Here is a 22,842-nt window from a genome sequence, read left to right on the forward strand (position 1 = left end):
ATCGAGAGGATTTAAAACAGATCGGTCAGGTTTCGACCAAACTCAACCTGACCATTTTTACTATGAGAAGAATTCTATGTATTATTTCGATTTTAATTACCACAACAGCTATCAATGCCCAAGAAACAGGGGAAGACAATTGGGGGGCATGGTATATGTATTTTGGAACCAACAAGGTAAGCGATAAATTGAGTATCCACACCGAAGCACAGTTTAGATATTATGAAACTACGAGTAACTTTAATCAACTATTACTGCGTACCGGATTAAATTACCACATCAACCCTGATGCTATAGCGACGCTGGGCTATGGTTATATTACTACAGATGGTTCTTTTGATGAGCTTCCCAATGAAGAAAATAGCAAAGAACATCGTGTTTTTGAACAATTTATTTTAAAGAATAAAGTAGGCGAATTTCTTTTTGAACACCGCTATAGATTAGAACAACGCTTTTTAGAAAATTCAGGAGAAACAGATACGCAACATAGAGCACGATATCGATTACAAGTGACCCTGCCCCTAACTGATATTTTCTTTTTGAATGTTTACGATGAAGTCTTTATCAATTTACAAGATGATGCCTTTGGTCAAAATAGACTATATGGAGCATTAGGCGTTAACGTAACAGAGAACTTAGCAGTACAAGCGGGTTATTTGAAAAATCATTTTTCTGGCGCCAATTATGACCGCATACAAGTAGGCGTATTTTACAGTCCTGATTTAAGAAAGAAAAAATAACAAATCATTCAGAAATCTGTGGGGTTTGAATTAGAATACGCCCCAAAATAAGCGTAATTTTATCCTATCAAATTAAAATTATATAGTAATGAAAAAAACACTTTTAATAGTATCGTTTGCAATAGCTATTTTCTCTTATAGCTGCAAGGAAACAAAAAAAGACAACACGTCTGAAGAAAAAGAAGTTACAACAACAAAGGAAATGTATTCTTTAGTAAGTGATTCTACCAAAGTTAGCTTTACGGCTTATAAAACCACGGATAAACTTCCTGTTGGAGGAACTTTTAAAGCTATTAACATCAAAAATGCTACTCCTGCAGCTACTGCTTTAGAAGCTTTGAATGGTTTAGAATTTGGAATTCCAGTAAGCAGCTTATTTACAAATGACCCTACCGGAACAAGAGATCCAAAAATTACAGAATTCTTTTTTGGTGCAATGAAAAATACGGAACTAATTTCTGGTACTTTTAAGGTTGATGGTGATGCATGTTCATTAGAAATTGAAATGAACGGAGAAACTAGCTCAATTCCATTAGAAACTACCATGAATTCTGATACAAGCTATACGTTTTCAGGAATAATGGATTTAAAAAACTGGAATGCATCTGATGCCGTAGCATCTTTAAACAAAGTTTGTGAAGCATTGCATACTGGTAAAGATGGCGTAAGCAAAACTTGGGACGAGGTAGCTATAAAAGGAGACGTATTATTTACTAAAAAATAATGCTACCCTACTGCATTTGCGTTAGTTTTACTAGTTTTTGGAGCACTTAGTTCCCTTTACTAAGTTTAGTTTTGTGCGAGGAGAAAGAAACTCTCTAACTAAAACAACAACTTATGAAAAAATTAATATTTGCTCTAACAATTGCTGTAATAAGTATTTCTTATAGCTGTAAAGAAACAAAGAAAGAAGTTGAAGAAACCTCTGATGAGATAGAAAACAGCGCAAATGAAATGACTGATGATATGGAGGATACTATGGATGAAAAAACCATGACCATTTCATTAGAGCCTAAAAGCGATTCTAAAGTAAAAGGTGAAGTTACTTTTACCGAAAAAGATGGTGAAGTCATGATGGTGGCTACATTAGCTGGATTATCTGAAGGAGAACATGCTATTCATATTCATGAAACGGCAGATTGTTCTTCTGCTGATGGAAAATCTGCAGGTGGCCATTGGAACCCAACATTCCAACAACATGGGAAATGGGGTGATGAAGCTGGATACCACAGGGGTGATATTGGAAACTTTATGGCAGATGCTGATGGCAATGCCAAGGTAGAATTTAGTACAGATGAATGGTGTATTGATTGTGATGATGATACAAAAAATATTATTGGCAAAGGAGTAATCGTTCACCAAGGAGTTGATGATTTTACCTCTCAACCTAGTGGAGATGCAGGTGCTCGTGTAAGTTGTGCCGGTATTATTCAATAAGAATTATCACCTTAATAAAATTAAAAGCTGCTATTTAGCAGCTTTTTTATATATCTTTAATTTGTAAACATAATAAATGGAATTAGAAGAATTAGTAGAAAAGTTCCGAATGAAAGATGCAAAAGCGTTTGAAAAGCTGTATGGCATGTATGCTGACAACATAAGCGGAGTAATCAATAATATCGTAAAAAATAACGATATCGCACAAGAGATTTGTCAAGATGTATTTGTAAAAGCATGGAACAATGCAGAGAGCTACAATGTCTCTAAAGGGCGGTTCTTTACATGGATGTTGAATATTGCAAGAAATGCGGCTATCGATGAAGTGCGTTCTAAATCCCATAAAAACAGCAAACAAAACCTTTCTGCTGATTTTTTCGTAAATATTCTGGAAGACAAAAATGACCTTAATACTCAGGTAGATACTATTGGTATAAAAAGCTTATTAACGAACCTAAAAGAAAAATGTGTTCAGATAATAGACCTATTATATTTTAAAGGATATACTCAAAAGGAAGCAGCGGAAGAATTGGAAATACCGGTTGGAACGGTAAAAACAAGAAACAGAAGTTGTATTTCACAAATTAGGGGCAATATAGCAATATAGCATGGATATAGAAAAATACATAGCATCAGGAATTTTAGAGCTCTACGTTGCTGGTATCTTATCTGAAGTAGAAAACTTAGATATAGCCAGATACGCAGGTGAACACGCTGAAATACAAAAAGAGATAGAAGAAATTGAAGCTTCGGTTTTAGCCTTAACCAAAGCGGCCGCACCAAAAGGTGGGGCTCAAATTAATTTAGCAAAGGTGCAAGCTAAAATAGCGGCAACACAAGCCCCTAAAGTAATAGAGATGCAACCAACTAAAAACAATTGGAGTTCTTACATCGGGTGGGCAGCATCAATTATTTTTGCAGTAGGCCTATTCTGGATGTATTCTGAAAATAACAGTTTAAAATCTGATTTAGATGCAACCACGCAAGCCAATAGTGCTTTAGAAGAAAAGATAGAAGAGGCTAAAACATCTTTAGATAAATCACAAGAATTGTTAACAACAATACGTGATAAAGATATTCAAGTAGTTGCCTTAGGCGGACAAGCGGTAGATCCTAATTCTTACGCTAAAGCATATTGGAATAAGAGCGAGCAAAAAGTATTTATTGATGCGCAAGGCTTACCAGAACCACCAGATGGAATGGTATACCAAGTATGGTCTTTAAAACTAAACCCTTTAACTCCTACAAGTATGGGGCTTTTGGAAGATTTTATTACGGATGATAATAAAGTATTCGCTTTAAACAATCCTAATGAATCGGAAGCTTTCGGTATCACTTTAGAACCTGCTGGAGGTAGTGAAGCTCCTAACTTAGAGCAATTATATACCTTAGGTGTTGTAAACTCTTAATGTTGAGATAAAATTATAGATTCCGTTTAATTCGGTGTACCTGCATAGCTTTTACAAGCCATCTAGGTAACGGATTAAGCGGATTTCTTTTTTTTAGGTTGATGAAGATTCCTAGTTTTTTTAGAATGGGCACTTTATGTGTTTCAACAAATTCTATTAAGGTACCATCTGGGTCTTCTATATAACTAAAATGACCCGCAGCATCTCCCATATCAAAACTATCTGCACTATCTACGGTAAAAGGAAACCCAAGATTTTTTGTTTCATTACGTAGTGCTTTCATTCCATTAATATCAAAACATAGGTGAATATACCCCAGATCTCCCCAAAGCCTATCTTTATATATTTTGAGTGGTTTACGATCTAAAACTTGTATTAATTCTATTTCCGTAGGCCCTAAAAGTTCTCCAAACCCACCAATAGCTCTATTGTTATGTTTAAGAAGTACTCTCCTAAAAGAGTGGGCACCTCCAGGTAAGTCTCTAAAATCATTAAAAACACCACTCCTATCTGAAGTACATACTTCATACCCTAAAATTTCCTGATAAAACAGCAAAGATTCCTCAATATTTGAAACACCGATTACTGTTCCCATAACACCACCAGAAGTACTATTGGTTTTTGAAAAAATATAATCATCTTCTACAATTTCCACTAAATTATTCCAAGGATCTTTAAAGAAAAAATGAGATTTTTCTCCTTTTGTTTCAGTTAAATCTCCCAGAGTTTCTAGTGAAATTTTATTTAAATTTTGATGGATTAGAGCAACATCTGTTGCCCTTATTTTCATGCTATTGATTCCTAAATCCCCCAATAAAAAAGGAGTTTTTGAAGCTTGAGGAACGCGCCCTGTAAATTGCCAAATTTCGAGTCCGCCCCCACCTTTCATATTTAAGGCTAATAATGCATGCCTGCTTTCAATATTTTTGTTAGTATACTGCGTCATTAAGTCCGCCGTAGCGACATCTTCAAATACTAGGATATCAAATCCAAGATGTTCCCGATACCAATTAAAAACACTTTTTGCATCTGCAACGCCAATACCTATTTGTTGAATTCCATTAATTATTTTACGCATAAAACTTTATTCAACTTTAATATGATAAGGCATTTTTAATAATCTATTGTGAAGCGATCTTAACTTATTTGATGGATACCCCATTTTAAACAATAACACCAATAATAGGTTTGAAATATTTACTCTTAGATAAGAGTTCGATTCATATTTTCTAGCAGAAACTAATAAATCGTTATTTATAATTTTATAACTAATATTATTTTTTTTCATTCTTTTAAAAAACTCAAAATCTTCCATAATTAGTTGTTTGGCATCAAACTTTCCTAGTTGATTAAAAACTTCCTTTTCAATAAATAAGCATTGATCACCCCCTCCCGTAAAAATGCCATCATTAGCCGTAAATTTCGCATTTATCCTCAAAAGAATACTCTTACTATCAAATCGATATGAAAAAAAACCTGCTTGATAATTTAGTTTTGCAACCTTTTCTATATCCTTCAAAAAGCTTTTAGGCGGTAAAACATCTGCATGAAGAAAGGCCAAAATAGTCCCTTTAGCGTTTTGGGCACCATAATTCATTTGAACAGCCCTACCATTCTTTTGACATTCCAATACTTTAATTTTATCACTAGATATACTAATGGTCTCTGTATTTGCCGCAGAAAGTACCACTAATACTTCGGCTGGTGTTTCCTGACAAAGCACTTCTAAATAAGGAATAAGCTTTAGTAAATTTTTTTGCTCGTTATGTGCTGGTATTATTATTGAGATCATAAAAAAAACGTCTTTCTAGTCAAAAAGAAGTGCTAATTAATTTAATAAGGACACTTTAATATAAGTATTTACGTAATTTTAAATGAAAAGGTTTTTATTTACTGCGACCAAACCCATATCATAGTTATATCGTAAGTAAAGCAAGATACAATACAAATCTGAATTCAAATGAAAAGTAAAACAAAATATATAAGATTTTTCAGTATAATACTAACTATTTTTCTCACCAATGTTTACGCATCTGCACAGCAAGGAAAAGATTACAATACACTCTCTGAAGATTTTCTTTCAAAGATTAAAAACGGAGAAGATGTTAGTGCTATCCAACAAGAACTCGCGAACAGCAGCTTAGAAGATTTGGAAAATGCATTACGTACAGATGAAGAAAAACTAGCATTCTGGGTGAATATTTACAACGGATACATTCAACTTATTTTAAGTGATACGCCTGAGTTGTACAATGACCGTAGAGATTTCTTTAGTCGTGAACAGATTACTATTGCTGGAGAAACGGTGTCCTTTGCTAAAATTGAACACGGTATTATCCGAAAGTCTCAGTGGCCTTTAGGCTTAGGATTAATTCGTAAATGGTTCCCAAATAAATTTGAAAGAAAGCTAAGAGTAGATACGCGCGATTACAGAGTGCATTTTGCACTTAATTGTGGCGCTAAAGACTGCCCTCCAGTTGCTATTTATAATCCAAAGAAATTAAACGAGCAATTTAATAAAGGAACAAAAGAGTATCTAATGAAAACATCTTCCTATAATTCTGAAAGCAAGAATGTAGCGGTGACTTCTTTATTCAATTGGTTTAGAGGTGATTTTGGCTGTAAGAAAGGGGTGAAAAAAATTCTAAAAGCAAATAATATAATTCCAACCACAAAAGATATTGATATTACCTATAAAAACTATGATTGGACCTTAGATTTAGATAACTGGACTAACTTATAATTCATTAATTTTGAATGCCCACTACCGTGTTTCATTTGGGTGGTATGAATTAAATATATGCTTAAAATTCTTTCGTTTAAAAAAATCATCTTAGGTGTTTTTGTACTCCTATCTATTGGATCTGGCTTTTTACTTCCTAATTTAAAGTTCTCTTTTGATTTTAGTCAGTTTTTCCCAACAGGTGATGATGATTTGTTGTTTTATGAAGAATTTATTAAAGACTTTTCTACCGACGATAATTTTTTGTTGGTGGCTGTAGAAAATGAAGGAGGTATTTTTGATAAGGAGTTTCTAGAAAATTTTGATCAATTTACCCTTGCTGCAAAAACATTACCTCATGTCACGGAAGCCAATTCATTGACCAATTTATCGTATCCATTAAAAACTTCTTTTGGCTACACGAAGCTTCCTGTATTGCATATTAATGACGAAACACAATATACCGCCGATTGGGAAAAAATACAAGAAGACAATTTTTTCATTGGTTCCTTCATTGATAAAAATGCACACTCTTTAGTGGTCTTTCTAGAAACCGAAGACAATTTAGATTATCAACAATCTGTAGCATTATTAGATGCCACAAGAAAATTGTTAAGCGAACATAATTTTAGCTCTAACCACTTGATGGGGAGAACCTCATTCTATGAAGCATTGGTGCACATGCAAAAAAGAGAACTGACGGTTACCTCTATTGTTTCCTTGATATTGGTCCTTATTGTACTCTACATCATTTATAAACGAACCGCAATTGTTTTTATCACCCTAATATCCATATTTGTAGCCTTATTAATATTTCTAGGCACATTATCCCTATTAGGTAAAGAACTTAGCGCTCTAGCAGCCTTCTACCCTATTTTAATGCTCATTGTGGGTACTTCGGATGTGATTCATATCCTTGATAATTTTTTAGAAAAGATCAAAGTAGGTATTGCCAGACAAACGGCCATTGTACAGTCTTTAAAAGAAGTTGGCTTATCCACATTATTAACTTCTGTAACTACCGCTATAGGGTTTTTATCCTTGCTCTTTTCAAAATTGGTAGGCATCAGAGACTTTGGCGTAAATTCTGCCATTGGCGTACTTATCGCTTATATCACGGTAGTTTTCTTTACCAGTTCATTAGTTCTAATCTTTAAAAACTCAACCCTTCTTCCTAAAAAAAGCAAGTCCACTTTCTGGCAAACGTATTTATTAAAAATGAATGCTTTTACGATCGCTCAACCAAAAAGCATCATAAGTGTTAGTGTTATTTTTACGGTAGTTTGTGTATATGGACTAAGCTTAGTAAATACCAACTACACTTTTAAAACTAGCCTTCCTAACAACAGTAAAATTGCAGAAGATTTTGCTTTTTTTCAAAATGAATATTCTGGTTTTAGAACTATAGAATTGGCAGTACAAACAAAACAAGGGTATAAGATTACAGATTTTGCGGTAGCCCAAGAAATTGAGAAAGTAAACCAATTGCTTAAAGAAACAGAAAATGTAGATAACATACGCTCTGTAAATTCGATTTTCAAAGCATTAAACAAAGCAAACCATTTAAACAAGACCGCTTATTTTGTACTCCCTGATGAGGAAAAAGAATTTAACACTTACAAGAAAGATGCATCTAGATATGCGCGACAACAACTAGATAAATTTACCGATAGTAGCAAAACCAAAGCTAGGATTATTGCTAATGTTCTTGATATTGGTACTGATAGCCTCGTAAAAACTTATAATAAAATTGATGCTTTTGTCGCCAAAAATATAGATACTAGCATAGTAAACTTCAGAGTTACCGGCAAGGGTATGCTCATGGATAAAAATGCGTCTTATATTCAAGCTAGTTTATTTCAAGGCTTGTTAATGGGGTTATTATTAGTGGGGATTATTATGGCATTCTTGTTTAAAAATGTTAAGCTAGTTATCATTTCTTTAATTCCAAATATGGTTCCACTACTATTTGCAGGTGCCTTACTTGGGTTTCTAAACATTCCGTTAGACGCACCTGTATCTATTGTATTTGCAATTGTATTTGGTATTGCTGTAGATGATACCATACATTTTTTAGGAAAGTACAAAATTGCTATCTCCAAAGGATTGACCAAAGAACGTGCCTTAGAAACTACCTTCTTAGAAACCGGCAGAGCATTAATTATTACTACGCTACTGCTCTTTTTTGGATTTATGACCTTGTTGTTTTCTATTCACAACCCTAGTTTAATTATAGGGCTGCTTATAAGCGCTACATTATTTACAGCATTGCTTTTAGATTTGTTGCTGCTTCCGGTATTGATTCGAAAATTTATGTAATTAAAAAGCTTCTTTAATGGTAAAGGTAAAAATACCACCTTCACTAGACCTACCGTAATCTGCACGAATACGTACACCATCTCTTTTGTTGATAATATACCGAAGTCCTATTCCTCCTGAATTTTTATAAGGCGATGAGAAGACATCATTTAAATTAGGTGCTACAGTCCCTGTGGATCCAAAAACAACACCACCAAACCTACTAACGATAGGAAAACGATACTCTAAAGCAAAACTAGCTTCTGAATTATCTTGATAACGCCTGCTATTGATTCCTCGTGTTCTTTTACCTCCTAGGGTAAACTGATCTAAAAATGGCATTCCGTCTGTAGCAGTACCCAAAAATAAATTTGCAGCTAAAACTTGATTTTTACCTACTTTTTGGTAAAATCTGTTGTCCAAAATAAACTTGTTATAATTGAAGCTAGAACCCAATAAACTCGAAGAAACAAAATAACTTGCTTGGATAAAGAACCCTTTGGTAGGATAAAAAATATGATCACGAGAATCATAATGTATTACTGCTCCAATATTAGAAACTGCTCCGCCTTCCTTACCGATAACCTCAGAATTTTCTAAAATTCCATTTTCAGCTGACTTTAAGTTTTTAAAATCATCCAATTCATAGGTTAATCCTGCAGAAATATTAGGAAAAACTTGTCTCAAAACAGAAAGTCTAATTCTCGGAAAGCTCACTTCGTAAGTTTCTAAATCACTCTCCTTACTCTTTATTCCCTGACCAAAATAGTTATATACATACCTGTAATACCCTATTTCGCCTACATAACGCCATTTTTCTTCATTGGTATAAAGCTCAAAAGGTACGTATATTAGTATTTGATTTTTAGTGGTATAACTAGCCCCTAATTGTAGAGAAGAAGCTCTTGTGGTTCTAGGCTGATTTTTCATCCAAAAAGAGGCGACCCCCAAAGCTCCAAACCCAAAATCTGTTTCTGCCGTATAGAAGGCTATAGGAAGAATGGTTACATTCAGATTTTTAGTAGAATCTTGAGCCACATCTTGGCTATATCCTTTAAAAAAACATAGTACTATTAAAAAAAATATAAACCCATTTTTACGCATCATCCCACAAATATTGAACCTGCCAAAGCTAAGAATTATATTATGAAAGAAATTGAAATTAATTCTTACGCAGAAGCATCTACTTTAGCACCTATTTTATGGTCAGTCGTATGAAAATGACTCAGCTTAATTTCTTTGTCCAGTTTTTTTTGAGCAATATACACTAGGAGTATTAAATGTATCACTATATAGATTTCGATAAGTAGTAAAAAATAAATCATATTCCAAGGATTTAAATTAAAAGTATCTGTTGTTATTAAAATTATTTACGAGATTTTTATGAAGTAGGTTTTACCGTTCAACGAAAAAAAAATGTTTTAACAAAAAAAACCCCATAATCTTACGATTATGGGGCTTCAACCTAAAAACAAAAAGCAACCACTGCCTCTTACCTTCTACTAAAATGTATATGTTAAACTTCCTTTTATGAATAAAGGTGTTCCTGGAATAAAATGGATTTCTTCTACAGGTGCTGTTTCATTCTGAAGTCTTGATGTTGTAGCAAACTGTGTTTCATTCCATTCGGTATCCAATAAGTTTTCTATAGCAAAACCAATTCCTAAATTTTTAGACACCTTGTAATCAACATTTAAATCGGTTACAAAATAGCCTTCAGCTATAATAGAATTATCTTCGTTTGCTGGCCTATCATCAATAAAACGATATTTAATTCCGCCAGAAAATCTACCTAAATCAAGTACACTCAACCCTCCTGCCATCGTAAAATCTGGCGCAAGAGGAATATAATCTTCTCCAGAAGCCTCTTCTAGACTTCGTGCTTTTGTCAGGGTTAGATCTGTATTAAAAAACAACCAATCAGTTAATTGATAACGCACGCCAAAATCTACCCCAAAACGTTCTGTTTTACCACTAGGCTCTACGATACCTGCATCGCCCACATAGACAAACTCTTGTTCTAAATACAAATACCAAGCAGTTGCGTTCAAAAATACTTTAGGTGTAGGACGCCAAAGTGCTCCAAAATCTGTCCCATAAGCCGCAGGAAGTGTTTCTTCTTCGGTTGCAGCAACCACCACCCGCGTGTCATTAGAATGAAAGCCTATTCCTGATTTCAGGAAAAATTGTAAATTTTGACTACTTGAGTACAACACATTTAATTTAGGCGCCAAGAATGCTTTATTTTCTGCTGTATTGGTATACTGCTCTTGTAAATCATCTGTATACTGAAAGTTAAAATAATCTAAGCGTAATCCTGGATTAATAGTCCATTTATCCAAATTATAATCAAGACTAGCATAGGCAAAACTATTTGTTTCTTTTACGTCTCCTAGTTGTATATTTTCAAGCGTTGTTTTTCTATTTAAAGTATGTGATAATTCAATATCATTACTGTTATCTGTTCTAAAACCTATTCCTGTTTTTAAGACTACATCAGCAACACCCCAAGTCATATTTTTTTGTAATTCGGAATTAAAGCCAAAAATATCTCGGTTTTCTTTCTGTTTTATTTGATCTCCGTTCTCAGGATCTTCTAAAAAGAAGGTAAAATTAGAGTATAGTTCAAAATTATAATTAGAATAGAAAACATTAGATTTCACAAAAGTTTGGTCATCTATAATTTTTACGATTGATGCATTAATATTAGTTCTACTTGTAGTACCGCCCTCCGTATCATCAATTGACCCAAATCTAGAAATAGAGCCATTATCTACTGCTCGTTGTGGTATTTGACCAGAAGCATCCCAGGTGCTCGTAAAATGTGATGCAGTAATAGAAAGTCTACTAGCATCTTTGAGTTTTGTACTGTACTTTCCGAACAGGTTTAAGCGTGAAAAATTCTGTGGCGAATCAAAAGCACCATCAAACTGAGTATACTCTGTTGCGATATAGGCATTATCTGTATCCGAATTTACTAGATTAAACATACCCAATGCCCTATTCCAACCAAAATCTCCTACCTCGTAACGCACTATACTTTGGTCTATATGATCTTTTGTTTTAAAATCTACATATGCTGCTGTAGCAAAATTACCTTTATTCGCATAATAAGGTCCTTTTCCAAAATCAATATTATCTAAGGTTTCTGGAATCACAAAATGTAAATCTGCATAACCTTGCCCGTGTGCATGTGAAACCATATTTACAGGCATTCCATCTACAGCAATAGCAATATCTGTTCCGTGATCAATATCAAAACCTCTTAAAAATAATTGCTCTGCTTTACCACCACCTGCATGCTGACCAATAATTAAGCCCGGAACCTTTTGCAGTAATTCTTGCGAGGATTTTACAGGAGTTGTTTTTAAATCAATTGCAGAAATTACATTTAACCCATTTAATGTTGGTCTAATTACAATTTCATCAAGTTCAAAAGATTGCTCTTTTAATTGAATGGATATGCGCTGACTTGAAGAAAGGTTCTCAATGATGACATTTAATTTTTCATAGCCTAAAGCACCAATACGAAGCGTATCTCCTATTGCATTTCCTTCTAATTTAAAATAGCCTAATTCATTACTATGGGTATGTTTTTCTGATTGTACATTTAAAACATACGCCCCTTCAATAGGATTCTTCTTAGCATCTATCAATTTTCCTTTTACCTCCTGTGCATTCCCTATCTGGAATCCAAAAAAACAGCACAACACGATATAAATCTTATACATAATATGTAATTAAAGTGATTCTATTTTTGATTTTGAACTAGGTCCTAATTCATACACTGCTCCTAAAAGTTCTGATTTTAATTCTTTCGTCTTTTTAGTTAATCCGTTTTTCTTATAAATTTCGGCAAGCGTATAAAGTATCGCTGGTTCTGAAGATTTTCCTTCAAGATGGTCCCTTACAATAGACAAGGCTTTTTCTTTTTCTCCCAATTTTAAATAACTATACGCTAAAAAATTATAAGACTCTGGGGTTGGCCTATTAGCAACTTCTTTTTTCGCTAATTCAAAAGCTTTGTCCAACTGTTGTGTCTCATTTAAATACAGATCAATATTATATGCATTGTACATATCTCCATAAGATGGGTTTTTTACACTTTTTATATATTCATCGATATTTAAAAGTTGCATTTCGGTATTATTCATATAGGCTGCTATTTCTGCTTTTAATAAATAATAATCCGGAGCATGGTATGTTTTAGTTACAGCATCTAAAATCCGCAAGGCTTCTTTTGGGTTCTTTTCATGAGAGAAAACAATCCAAGCAATTCCCTTTTTTGCGTACGCATTTTCAGGCTCTAGTTCTAAAGATTTTAGATAATATTTATAGGAATCAGATAATCTACCGGCATGACCGTAATAATCTGCTAAATTGGTATAAGACCATAGGATAAGCGATTTTGTATAGGTTTTCTCTGCTTTATCTTTTGCTTGTTCCATATAATTAATAGTAGTCGCTAAATCACCCTTATAATCATTCCATTTTGCCGCACGGATTAAGAAACCAAAATTGGACATATCTGTAATACTATTCAAATAATTCTTTGCTAATGTATAATTCCCCAGCTCCATATGAATATCAAACAATAAACCATGTGTATCTGTTATACCAGAACCTATTTTTAAGGCTTCATTTGCTTGCACTAATGCTTCTTTAAAACGATGTTGCGAGATATAATTACGCGCTAAAGCTCTACGATATCCTGCTCTACCTGTAGCTGCAATTTCTACAGCTTTCTCTAAGGCTTTCTGAGATTTGATCAAATAAGAAATATCTCCTGTTGCTTTGAAGTAATTTTCATATTGGCCTGAAACAATACCAAAACTAGTTAATTGTATACTATCTGGTTTGATTTTGGAGTTCCAAAGTTCAAAATATTTTGAAGTTGTTTTAGGGGCTACAGAAGGTAAAAACTTATTATAATCTTCTGCATCAGTAATTTTTTTATTTCCTTCAGAATTGCACGAAAGCAAGGCTAGAAAAGCGAGTGTAAGTATGAAATATTTCATAGTGTGGTTTATTTTGTAATTAGGTTTTACTTTTAAAAATAAGAGGGCTGTTACACCCTCTTATAGCTCCTCTTCATAGTACCCTATTCAGGATTTCCTAAATAAGGAAAGGTAGTTGTAGGGTTAGCAGTAATACTAACACCATCTGATGTTAATCTTGGTAAATCTGCCATACCATCGCCATCTGTATCTTGACCACTAAAACGAATTCCTTCCGCACCTCCAAAAAGTAATATTAAAGAAACATCAATAACATCATCTTGTATCGTTCTCCCTGTTAAACCAATAACTGCTGGATCATTTAAAACGTTACCATCCATATCAGCATCTTCACCAGGTAAAAAATACGTTGTTACATTATTAGGTGCAACTTCTAAAACATCAGCAGCTAAATACCCTGTTAAAGTTGCCGCGTCTAACCCTAAAATATTGTTCTCGTAATCTACATCTGCAGCTGTAAAACCTAGTGCAACAGCATAAGCATCATGCAAACCTTCTAAACGCGCTTCAAAACCTGCTTGAAAATTAGCCGCCATTTCTGAAGGAATGGTTATGTTGTGCAAATCTTTAGAAGCATCATCACCATTTAATACCGTGTTGATACCTGGTCTACCCATATGATCTGCTTGAGCATAAGTTCCTGAAAAATCCATTTCAGCAATTTCCATTTCTTCTTCCATCATGGTAACAATATCATCATCATTATTACATGATACAAAAAGGGTAAGCGCTGCTGCATAAGAAAATGCATATACTATATTTGATAGTTTCATATTTTTAATTTTTTAGATATTTAAAATTTTATTTTTTTTATTGCTTAATGTTTGAGGTAACCCATGTTTTATAAACAACCACTCCTAATGCATTTGTAGCTGTTGGCGTACCAAGCATTGCGTTAGGAATGTCAATAGCAATTGACATCGTATTAGCACCATCAAAAGTATCTGAAGCATCTCCAGGAGCTAAAAACCCTTCTGGTGTAGCCGTTAATACTTTATTAAACTGAAAGAAATCAAAAAAGAAAGCATCCTGTCTAGGTCCTGCAAATAATTTAACACCAGAAGCTGTTGTCGTTGTTTTTGCCGTAGTAGCAGAAATTTCTACACTACCTAAAGGAGCACCTACAAGTACCTGACTATCTAAACCTTTTTGTGAAGGCGCAACTGGACCAAAGAAATACATAACCCCATCTCTAGGAATAGCTTGGATGACTTGATCCTCTACTAAATCTCCATCCAAATCAATATTAATTTCTGTAAGTACGTTTTCATCAAAAGTACCATAAGCTAAATCTGGCAATACACTTGATTGTAAGTCTACAATAAATACAGTGTTGTCTGAACCTGTAGTAGGCTCAAAAGCATAAAAGTCTGCAATATCTGCAGAGGTTCCGGTAGTGGATGGTGCATCTATATGATCTGCAGCGACTAAAATTGTACCGGTAATTGCTAGAAGCGCAAGACCAAAATAAGTTTTTGTGTTTTTCATGATTTAAATTTTTAGATTATTTATTCCCCAACACTTACGAGAAAAAGAAAGTAGGGTTTGTTTTTAAATGTTAAAATTATGTTAACATAATTTTGGCGCATTATTAGATTTCAAAATTCAAATAGAGATACTAATTACTTTTGTGTTAATTTCGCACTTTGAAAATGATTGATCAATGAACCCTTCAGCATCAGGTTGGATAGATAAATTTGGACACCTAGTAAAAGATTATCATGACCTCTATGATAATTTTGATGAACTATATGCACACTTAAAAAATATTGGATTCATTTACGGAATTAATGTAAGTATTCCAGAATTTATACATCCAGAACATCCGCTTTCTGAAGATGAAAAGGCAAAAATTAATTTACTTACCGCCTTATATTTCACCTATAGACAGAAAAGTAAAACGGTAACTTTTTCTAGTTTTCTAGAAGAAATATTTGAGTTTTATAACCAGCTTGGCATCAATAAAATTTCATTTTTAAACAAAATCCTAACTGGAAAAAAGACCTCTTCGCAGCTCGAAAAACTCATTGAATCTAGAATTTATTTAGACGATAATGTCATCAGCAAGAACTTTAATAGTATAATTACAAACTCATTATTATACATTGATGTCTTAACTTTTAAGAACTATTTAGAGCTAAAAACGGATCCAAAAAAGCATGCAGAAAAGTTAGAATACATTACCATAAATATAATTTACCATACTTTAAGTTCTAAGCAAAAAAATAAAAACGACGCAAAATTAGCACAGCTTTTTGAATCGTCCTTAACATTTATTGATAGCACCCAAGATAGTTTTGATGGTACCTACCGGAGTAAATTAATTAACAATTTTACGCCACGTGAAAACAGTTATTTTTTAGACGTTGCTTGCTTAACAGTATGGGAAGATCAGTCTCTAGAATACAAAGAATCTGAGTTCATTTTTAGCATTGGAAAAGACCTTGGAATCCCTTCCAAACAGATCTTAAAATCTCTTGAAGACGTTGCTGTTTTTTTTGAAAAAAATACGCTTCAAATTCCGCATTTAAAAAACAATAATTTAGCCATGCAATTTTACGATAGCATGTCTAAAATTGTAAATAAATTAATTTTAAGAAACAGTAAAAGGCTGCAAAAAGAACTCTCTGAAAGCAAAGAATTAGTCGCACTTTTATCTAAATCTACCGTAAAAGATCTTACGGAAGAAGAGAAGAAAAAAGTCCAAAAACAGCTCCTAGATATCTTTAAAAGTATTCCTTCTTTAGCCATTTTCATCTTACCGGGCGGGGCTGTTTTACTCCCTATTTTCATAAAATTAATTCCGAAATTATTGCCCTCTGCTTTTGATGATAATCGAGTAGATGAATAAGTATAATGCATAAAAAAAGCCACTATAAGAAAAACTTATAGTGGCTTTTTTTATTATTTAAACTATTTAAATCCAGTTTTTTAACCCACACTACTCTAACCAAAGCTTAAAATCACGAACACGCTCTCTACTCACAATGATTTCTTGCTCATTAAACTTAATTAATTTAATTTGAAGCCTAGAATTGGTGTAAGATACAATATCTTTTATACAATTTACATTCACATAAAACTTACGACTTACTCTAAAGAATATTTTAGGATCCAGGTCTTCTTCTAAATTATCTAAGGTAGTTTCTAAAAGGTAATTTCTGCCTTCGGTAGTTGCCGCATAGGTACCTTTGTTCTCACTGTAAAAGCATTCTACCTCATCTGCATTTATGATTTTTAGATGCTGCCCTACTTTGGTCGTAAATCGTTTTTTAAATTCGCGTTCAATAGGGTTAACCAGTAGCTTTTTTATATCTTCAAAATCAAGCGTTAATTGCTCCTTTTTTGGTGCTAAAGATTTGTATTTTTTAACCGCAATTTCTAGGTCCTCATCATCAATAGGTTTTAACAAATAATCAATGCTATTTAACTTAAAAGCTTGAAGTGCATATTCATCAAAAGCAGTGGTGAAAATGATAGCACTTTTTACTTCTACGGCTTCAAAAATCTCAAATGAAAGTCCATCTGAAAGCTGAATATCTAAGAAAATTAAATCGGGGTGTTCATTATTATGAAACCAATTTATAGCCTCTTCTACAGAATGCAAAAGCACAGAAACCTCAACACCTAAATCTTCAAGCAATCGATTTAATCTTCGCGCTGATGGTTTTTCATCTTCAATAATAATTGTTTTCATTTGGTCTTTTTTTTGGTCTTTATTTTAGAGGTGATTGGTTGTTTTCAAAAAACTACACTCTTCAATTTTTTAATTATAAGCTACTGGAAGATTCTCGTTCTTCATTCATGTATTTTTTTATTTTCCGATCTTCCCACTTACTCAAAAAACTTGGTCTGATTTTAAAAACTACGAGTCCATGAATTAATACTCCTATTCCCCAAATAATTGGTGCTCCATATACATTCCAATTTATCCAATTTAAGATTTGAGGATTACCTCAGGCTTCTTTACTTAAGAGGGTAATGATAAATTTTCCTTTAAAAATAAATACTAAAATATTTATAATTAAATAGATCGTAAGATGGTCATAAAAACCTTTTAATGTAGCAACTCGTTTTTGAGCTCGCTCTAATTTCGTTCTTTGTATAATTTCCATCTTAGCTATATTTATTAATATCACTAGCATCTTCTTCCAAATACTGTTTAATTTTTCTTTGCTCCCATTCTTTACTAAAAATAGGATTAAAACTAAACACTTTTGCCCCGTGAAAGAAAAGCCCTATGCCCCAAAATATCCAGGTAGAGAAGGTGCCAAAAGTAGTAAATGCTTCTATTAAACTTTCTCCTGAGCTCATGTTCCCTACAACACTAACTGCACTAATCATACAATTAACCAGGATATACACTGTTAAGTGAATATAAAAACCTTTTAAAGCTTTAATACGCTGTGCTGCTCTTTCTCTCTTATCGTCTTGTGTTGTGGATGTTTTCATCTGTATCGTCTTTTAGCTTAGTACTATTATTCCCATTTTTTCTTGGTCTCCTCTTCTTTCATAAACTCATCTATCTTGCGCTGCTCCCAATTTCTCCCCATGAGCACATCGTATCCAAAGAGTTTTATGGCTTTTACCGCAGTGGCTATAGAAACTCCTAAGACCACCCACAAGAACCAGGGGTTACGCCATTCATTAAGGTAATAGTTAATACTCCCGGTAATAACAATAGCTACTATGTATTTAAAAACTTTGTTATAAAAAGCCTTTATAGCTTCTACGCGTTCTTTAGCTCTAAAATATTTAGTATCGGTTTCTGAATTGTTCATCTGTAGTTATTTAGTTGTTTTGATACTTCAAAGATGTTACTATCTTGTCTTTTCTCTAAATACAAGGTACTGAGTTGTGTATTTTTAATGCTGAATTGTTATTTGCCTTTAAAATTGGTCATCATCCATATATTCTCGCATCTTACGCTCCTCCCAGTTCCTGCCAAAAAGCGGATTGTAGCCATAGGCATCCATTCCATGAGCGACTAGTCCATAACCCCAACCTAGGGCAGGAAATATTACCCAAGGGAAGCTTGTCGTATTGAAATTAACAAATATTAAAATAGAAATAACAATACAATAAGACATTAGGTTCCCATAAAATCCTTTTATTTTCTCTACCTTCTCTTTTGCCTTGTGGTATCTTTTATCTTCTAGATAATCTTCTTGAGTTTCCTTCATAGAAACCTGTTTTGTTAGCATCGGAATTGCTACTCTAAAATCTGAAGCTGTTTTAAGAATAGTTACTTTCCTATTGGATAGAATATTGTAACGCTCCTGTATGTTTTTTAAACCTACACCACTACTCTTTTTAACCACTTGCTTCTCCTGCAAATTATTACTCACCACTAATTGTCCGTTTTCTTCAAATACTCGTAAATGCAAAGGCCGTTCAGAAGTAACCACATTATGTTTTACGGCATTTTCTAGCAATAATTGTAATGACAATGGAACAATCCTTGCTTCTGGATTACTAGCTTGGTCTGGAGCTTCAAAAATAATACTATCTTCAAACCGCATTTTTAATAGGCGTATATACGTTTTTGCAAACTGCAATTCTTCATCTACAGATACCAAATCCTTATTTTTTTGCTCTAATACATACCGATATACTTTAGATAAAGAGGTCGTAAATTTTTGTGCTTGATGTGGATCTTCATCTATTAAGCTCGTTAATACATTTAAACTATTAAACAGAAAATGTGGATCTAATTGGTTTTTTAAAGCATCAAACTTTGCAGATGCTGTACTCGCTATAATTTTTTGTTCTTTTACTTTTTTATTCTGACTTAATCTGTAGAAATAAATGGCATGAAAAACAAAGGAAGCCAATAAAGTAATTAATAAGCAAAAAATATAGAATCTAGGGTTTTCACTCCAAATAAACATGTTCCAGCTTTCGCCCCCTATAAGTACTTCTATAGAGAATCGGATTAAAAAAACAGCGAACATAGTTAACAACACCCCTCCTAAAGCCCCAATAATTAGTCTAAATTTTTTAAATCTGACCCAAACTACTTTATCATTTAAATACCTAAAGAAGAGCGTATTTAAAACCGTTAAGGTTACCGAGTATATGAAGTAGTACTGCAAGTTATTCATAAACTGCGCATCAAAACTCACAGCGCTCCCTAATAAAATATTCATTCCCACATCTATAATCACAATACAGATGCCTATTAGAATACCTCTTAATACAATTTTTACTATCTGTTTCATTTCAAAAATTATTAAATCATTTTAAAAAAACGATTTTAACTAGATCACTTTGTCATCAAAAAAAAAAAAAAATAGAGAACTGCTTCAAAAATAACTAATGCTTAGCTGCTAATCTCCAATCTTCTTAAATCATAAAGTTATCTATTTTAAATAGTTCTTGTACAAATTTGGAATTATACCTCGGGTATTGAAACAAAAGACTACCGAAATGTAGGTTTCTAAGGATGGAATGCTATTTAGACAAAAAGTATCGTTAGTAGGGACTTAGAAAACAGCTATATCATTTTAAATTATTTGAAAGAAATAGTTTAATTTTTGTAGTATTAATCATGTTAATTTACTATTTTTATAAGATTGACAATCTTCCCCCCAGCACCTTAATACTATTTTCTATTTCATAAATAAGGTTCTATGAGTAAAAAATTAATTGCTACTTCAATAGTGTTATTTGTTATTCTAAGTATAACGATATGGTCCATAACCATCATTAGAATTAATAACTATGAGAAAAATCTCATTACTTTAGAACTAGCAGAATCAGATACTAAACTATCCTTAGCCAGTGATCAATTATTAAATCTTTACGAAACAAGCAAGAAAAAAGTGCTGTTTTTTAAAGACCTCGCAGAAGCTAATTACAGAAAAAATAAAACTTTTAATGACATTCGTGATGTGCTTTATCTTTTTCTTAAAAATGAAGACAATTACTTTCAAGCACGGATTATAAACACGAAAGGACAAGAAGTGCTTAAAATAGAAAACATGTATAATAGCATTTCTATATATGAACACAAGTATTTAGAAGACAAATCTAACCGGTATTACTTTCAAGAATCATTAAAACTAAAAAAAGGGCAGCTATTTATTTCTAATCTAGACCTAAATATTGAAAATAATAAGGTAGAACTCCCTTACAGACCTACGGTGCGTTTTTTTACTAAAATATATAGTCCAGATCAAGATTTATTGGGTATTGTAGGTCTTAATCTTAATGCCGAAACATGGTTGAATGGAATAGGAACTAACGATATTAATATATTAAATAACGCAAACGAAGTATTCTACAAAGAAAGTGGCAGGCAAGACCTCTATACCAAATCTAAAAAAGATTTAACATTAAGGGATACCAATGGCAAACCTATTTACAATGTAAAGGATGTTATCATTATGGGGATGTCTACTTGGACCCTGTATACCTCCATACATTCTGCTGCGGTAGAGGAAAAAATAAAAACTAATAAAAAGAAAAGTATCTCCTTCGCTGTTTTCTTAAACCTTGGTTTACTCTTTTTTATCTTTACCATTCATAATTTATATTACAAAAACAAGCATATATCTTCTTTAAATAACGCCATAAACCAGCGATTAGATGAAAGAAATACGTTGTTAAAAGAAATACATCATCGGGTAAAAAACAACCTACAAGTAATTACTAGTTTATTAAACCTACAATCAAGAAACATAAAAGATGAAGAAGTAAAAAGCATCCTTAAATACAGTCAATACCGCATTAAATCTATAGCACTACTACACGAGAATTTATACCGTAGTGAGGACCTAAGTAAGATTAATTATGCAGATTATCTAAAACAATTAGTCAACGGCTTAATCGTCTCTATGAAAGGGAGTACAAATGAGATACAACTAAATCTAGACGTGGATACTGTTCATTTTAATATAGACACCTCTATTCCTTTAGGCTTAATTATAAATGAGTTGGTTACCAATTCTTTAAAATATGCTTTTACTGATGGCATAGGAATCATTTGCATTTCCTTAAAAAGACAAGCGAGCAACTCCTTTCTATTACGCGTGAGTGATAATGGAAAAGGGTTTCCTAAAGGTATTAAATTTAGAGATACAGATACCTTAGGTTTAAAATTAGTACACAAACTGGTATTACAACTTAATGGAAACATAGAGAAAGACAACTTACAAACTGGGACCGCATTTATTATCACTTTCCAAGAAATCCAAGAACTCTCATAACTATGAAATGTAGCATACTCATCGTCGAAGATAATTTTATTATTCAAATGTTTTTAGAAGAAATACTTCTAGGTTGCGGAGAACACACGGTTAAAACCGCTAATAATGCAGCTAAAGCATTACTTGTTTTAGAAAACTTTAAACCCAATGTTATCCTCATGGATATTGGTATTGGTCCTGGGTTAGATGGTATAGAAGTTGCAGAAATTATTAAAGAAAAGTATCATATTCCCGTCGTATTTTTAACAGGAAATTCTGACCAGGCTACTATTGCAAGAGCCCATAAAGCAAATCCTATTCACTTTATATTCAAACCTATAGACGAGGAAAAACTCCTTGCCGAATTTTCTATAATTAAAGAAAAATTAATTGCCTTATCTTTTCAACTATCGCCTTTTACATAGGCACCATATAGGTTTGCTTGATTGTTCCAATAACGAAGGTACTATGAGCACTCCCTATGTTTTCTACAGAACCTAAGCTATTGATCACAAAATCCTGATAGTCTTTCATGTTCTTTACCAATACTTTTAGCATAAAATCATAATCTCCAGATATATTATAACACTCCGTTACTTCTGCTAGAGCTATAATATCGGTAACAAATTTATTCCCAATCGCTTTTGTATGCTGCTTTAAAGTAATATTACAAAATACAATAAGTTCCTTGCCTAGTTTCTCTGCATCCAGTAGTGCTACATATTTCATTATATAGCCTTCTTTTTCCAACTTCCGCAAACGCTCATATACGGGCGTTGGAGATAAATTTACACGTGCTGCAATCTCTTTAGTCGTGTAATTAGAGTTTTCTTGTAACAATTTGAGCAGGGCTAAATCCGTAAGGTCTAAATTTTCCATAGATAAATTTTCTAGTAAAGTGCAGTTCCAAAACAAAAATATTACATTTTATCTAAAAAATATAATAAAAACAGCTAAATACTCTTATTCAATTGTATAATTTAGATATAAATATGATTAAAACTAATTTTGACGGGACATAATATCTAA

At 33.0% G+C, this 22,842-nt stretch carries 22 protein-coding genes and 1 pseudogene; 10 read left to right on the plus strand and 13 right to left on the minus strand.

All coding sequences use genetic code 11. The annotated features are described in order from the left end of the window. Window positions 1–62: 62 nt before the first annotated feature. The 5 genes from CELAL_RS00910 (at window position 63) to CELAL_RS00930 (ending at window position 3,586) form a co-directional block, all read left to right on the plus strand. Complete coding sequence (locus tag CELAL_RS00910) at window positions 63–740, plus strand: DUF2490 domain-containing protein (RefSeq protein WP_013549030.1); 678 nt, start codon at window positions 63–65, stop codon at window positions 738–740. Between the two features lie 88 nt (window positions 741–828). Continuing rightward, a complete protein-coding gene (locus tag CELAL_RS00915) occupies window positions 829–1,464 on the plus strand; it encodes a hypothetical protein (protein WP_013549031.1) in 636 nt (211 codons plus the stop codon). Between the two features lie 113 nt (window positions 1,465–1,577). Further along, complete coding sequence (locus CELAL_RS00920; RefSeq protein ID WP_013549032.1) at window positions 1,578–2,177, plus strand: superoxide dismutase family protein; 600 nt, start codon at window positions 1,578–1,580, stop codon at window positions 2,175–2,177. A 76-nt stretch (window positions 2,178–2,253) separates the two neighbouring features. Next, complete coding sequence (locus CELAL_RS00925; RefSeq protein WP_013549033.1) at window positions 2,254–2,784, plus strand: RNA polymerase sigma factor; 531 nt, start codon at window positions 2,254–2,256, stop codon at window positions 2,782–2,784. Between the two features lies 1 nt (window position 2,785). After that, complete coding sequence (locus tag CELAL_RS00930; RefSeq protein ID WP_013549034.1) at window positions 2,786–3,586, plus strand: anti-sigma factor; 801 nt, start codon at window positions 2,786–2,788, stop codon at window positions 3,584–3,586. A gap of 13 nt (window positions 3,587–3,599) precedes the next feature. Here the strand turns inward: CELAL_RS00930 and CELAL_RS00935 are convergent, their stop codons facing one another. Beyond that, window positions 3,600–4,664 carry a VOC family protein gene (locus CELAL_RS00935; protein WP_013549035.1) on the minus strand — a complete coding sequence of 355 codons (1,065 nt, stop codon included), beginning with the start codon at window positions 4,662–4,664 and terminating at the stop codon, window positions 3,600–3,602. A gap of 6 nt (window positions 4,665–4,670) precedes the next feature. Further along, window positions 4,671–5,378, minus strand: a complete 708-nt coding sequence (locus CELAL_RS00940) for a TIGR04283 family arsenosugar biosynthesis glycosyltransferase (protein WP_013549036.1) — start codon at window positions 5,376–5,378, stop codon at window positions 4,671–4,673. 168 nt (window positions 5,379–5,546) lie between these two features. Between CELAL_RS00940 and CELAL_RS00945 the strand changes: the two genes are divergently transcribed. Then, complete coding sequence (locus CELAL_RS00945) at window positions 5,547–6,329, plus strand: DUF547 domain-containing protein (RefSeq protein ID WP_013549037.1); 783 nt, start codon at window positions 5,547–5,549, stop codon at window positions 6,327–6,329. Window positions 6,330–6,386: 57 nt separating this feature from the next. Next, window positions 6,387–8,627, plus strand: a complete 2,241-nt coding sequence (locus CELAL_RS00950) for an efflux RND transporter permease subunit (protein WP_013549038.1) — start codon at window positions 6,387–6,389, stop codon at window positions 8,625–8,627. On the opposite strand, the gene CELAL_RS00955 is transcribed toward CELAL_RS00950, so the two are convergent. The 5 genes from CELAL_RS00955 to CELAL_RS00975 all read right to left on the minus strand — a co-directional run bounded on the left by CELAL_RS00955 (window position 8,628) and on the right by CELAL_RS00975 (window position 15,112). After that, window positions 8,628–9,713: a BamA/TamA family outer membrane protein gene (locus tag CELAL_RS00955; protein WP_041557391.1), complete on the minus strand. Its 1,086-nt coding sequence runs from the start codon at window positions 9,711–9,713 to the stop codon at window positions 8,628–8,630. It abuts the gene before it with no gap. A 395-nt stretch (window positions 9,714–10,108) separates the two neighbouring features. Next, window positions 10,109–12,337, minus strand: a complete 2,229-nt coding sequence (locus tag CELAL_RS00960; protein ID WP_013549041.1) for a TonB-dependent receptor — start codon at window positions 12,335–12,337, stop codon at window positions 10,109–10,111. Window positions 12,338–12,346: 9 nt separating this feature from the next. After that, window positions 12,347–13,624 carry a tetratricopeptide repeat protein gene (locus tag CELAL_RS00965; protein ID WP_013549042.1) on the minus strand — a complete coding sequence of 426 codons (1,278 nt, stop codon included), beginning with the start codon at window positions 13,622–13,624 and terminating at the stop codon, window positions 12,347–12,349. A gap of 83 nt (window positions 13,625–13,707) precedes the next feature. After that, window positions 13,708–14,397: a DUF4331 family protein gene (locus CELAL_RS00970; protein WP_013549043.1), complete on the minus strand. Its 690-nt coding sequence runs from the start codon at window positions 14,395–14,397 to the stop codon at window positions 13,708–13,710. Window positions 14,398–14,434: 37 nt separating this feature from the next. Next, window positions 14,435–15,112, minus strand: a complete 678-nt coding sequence (locus tag CELAL_RS00975; RefSeq protein ID WP_013549044.1) for a DUF4331 family protein — start codon at window positions 15,110–15,112, stop codon at window positions 14,435–14,437. 175 nt (window positions 15,113–15,287) lie between these two features. Between CELAL_RS00975 and CELAL_RS00980 the strand changes: the two genes are divergently transcribed. Continuing rightward, complete coding sequence (locus CELAL_RS00980) at window positions 15,288–16,475, plus strand: LETM1-related biofilm-associated protein (RefSeq protein ID WP_013549045.1); 1,188 nt, start codon at window positions 15,288–15,290, stop codon at window positions 16,473–16,475. A gap of 90 nt (window positions 16,476–16,565) precedes the next feature. On the opposite strand, the gene CELAL_RS00985 is transcribed toward CELAL_RS00980, so the two are convergent. From CELAL_RS00985 to CELAL_RS01005, 5 genes and pseudogenes are all read right to left on the minus strand, one after another. After that, entirely contained in the window at window positions 16,566–17,321 is a 756-nt protein-coding gene (locus CELAL_RS00985; protein ID WP_013549046.1) for a LytR/AlgR family response regulator transcription factor, read from the minus strand. A 73-nt stretch (window positions 17,322–17,394) separates the two neighbouring features. After that, a pseudogene (locus tag CELAL_RS22540) lies at window positions 17,395–17,769 on the minus strand (2TM domain-containing protein). Next, complete coding sequence (locus tag CELAL_RS00995) at window positions 17,741–18,076, minus strand: 2TM domain-containing protein (RefSeq protein WP_013549047.1); 336 nt, start codon at window positions 18,074–18,076, stop codon at window positions 17,741–17,743. The pseudogene CELAL_RS22540 and the gene CELAL_RS00995 overlap by 29 nt, the downstream one beginning before the upstream one ends. Before the next feature lie 26 nt (window positions 18,077–18,102). Beyond that, window positions 18,103–18,405, minus strand: coding sequence for a 2TM domain-containing protein (locus CELAL_RS01000; RefSeq protein WP_013549048.1), 303 nt, complete (start codon window positions 18,403–18,405; stop codon window positions 18,103–18,105). Between the two features lie 108 nt (window positions 18,406–18,513). Continuing rightward, entirely contained in the window at window positions 18,514–19,845 is a 1,332-nt protein-coding gene (locus CELAL_RS01005) for a 2TM domain-containing protein (RefSeq protein ID WP_013549049.1), read from the minus strand. A 411-nt stretch (window positions 19,846–20,256) separates the two neighbouring features. Between CELAL_RS01005 and CELAL_RS21290 the strand changes: the two genes are divergently transcribed. Both CELAL_RS21290 and CELAL_RS01015 read left to right on the plus strand, forming a co-directional pair. Continuing rightward, complete coding sequence (locus CELAL_RS21290) at window positions 20,257–21,834, plus strand: sensor histidine kinase (protein WP_013549050.1); 1,578 nt, start codon at window positions 20,257–20,259, stop codon at window positions 21,832–21,834. A gap of 2 nt (window positions 21,835–21,836) precedes the next feature. Continuing rightward, entirely contained in the window at window positions 21,837–22,238 is a 402-nt protein-coding gene (locus CELAL_RS01015; RefSeq protein ID WP_013549051.1) for a response regulator, read from the plus strand. Here CELAL_RS01015 and CELAL_RS01020 read toward each other — a convergent pair. Then, complete coding sequence (locus tag CELAL_RS01020) at window positions 22,231–22,692, minus strand: Lrp/AsnC family transcriptional regulator (protein ID WP_041557395.1); 462 nt, start codon at window positions 22,690–22,692, stop codon at window positions 22,231–22,233. The genes CELAL_RS01015 and CELAL_RS01020 overlap by 8 nt on opposite strands. Window positions 22,693–22,842: the final 150 nt, after the last annotated feature.

This window comes from Cellulophaga algicola DSM 14237, assembly GCF_000186265.1.
Lineage (GTDB): Bacteria > Bacteroidota > Bacteroidia > Flavobacteriales > Flavobacteriaceae > Cellulophaga > Cellulophaga algicola.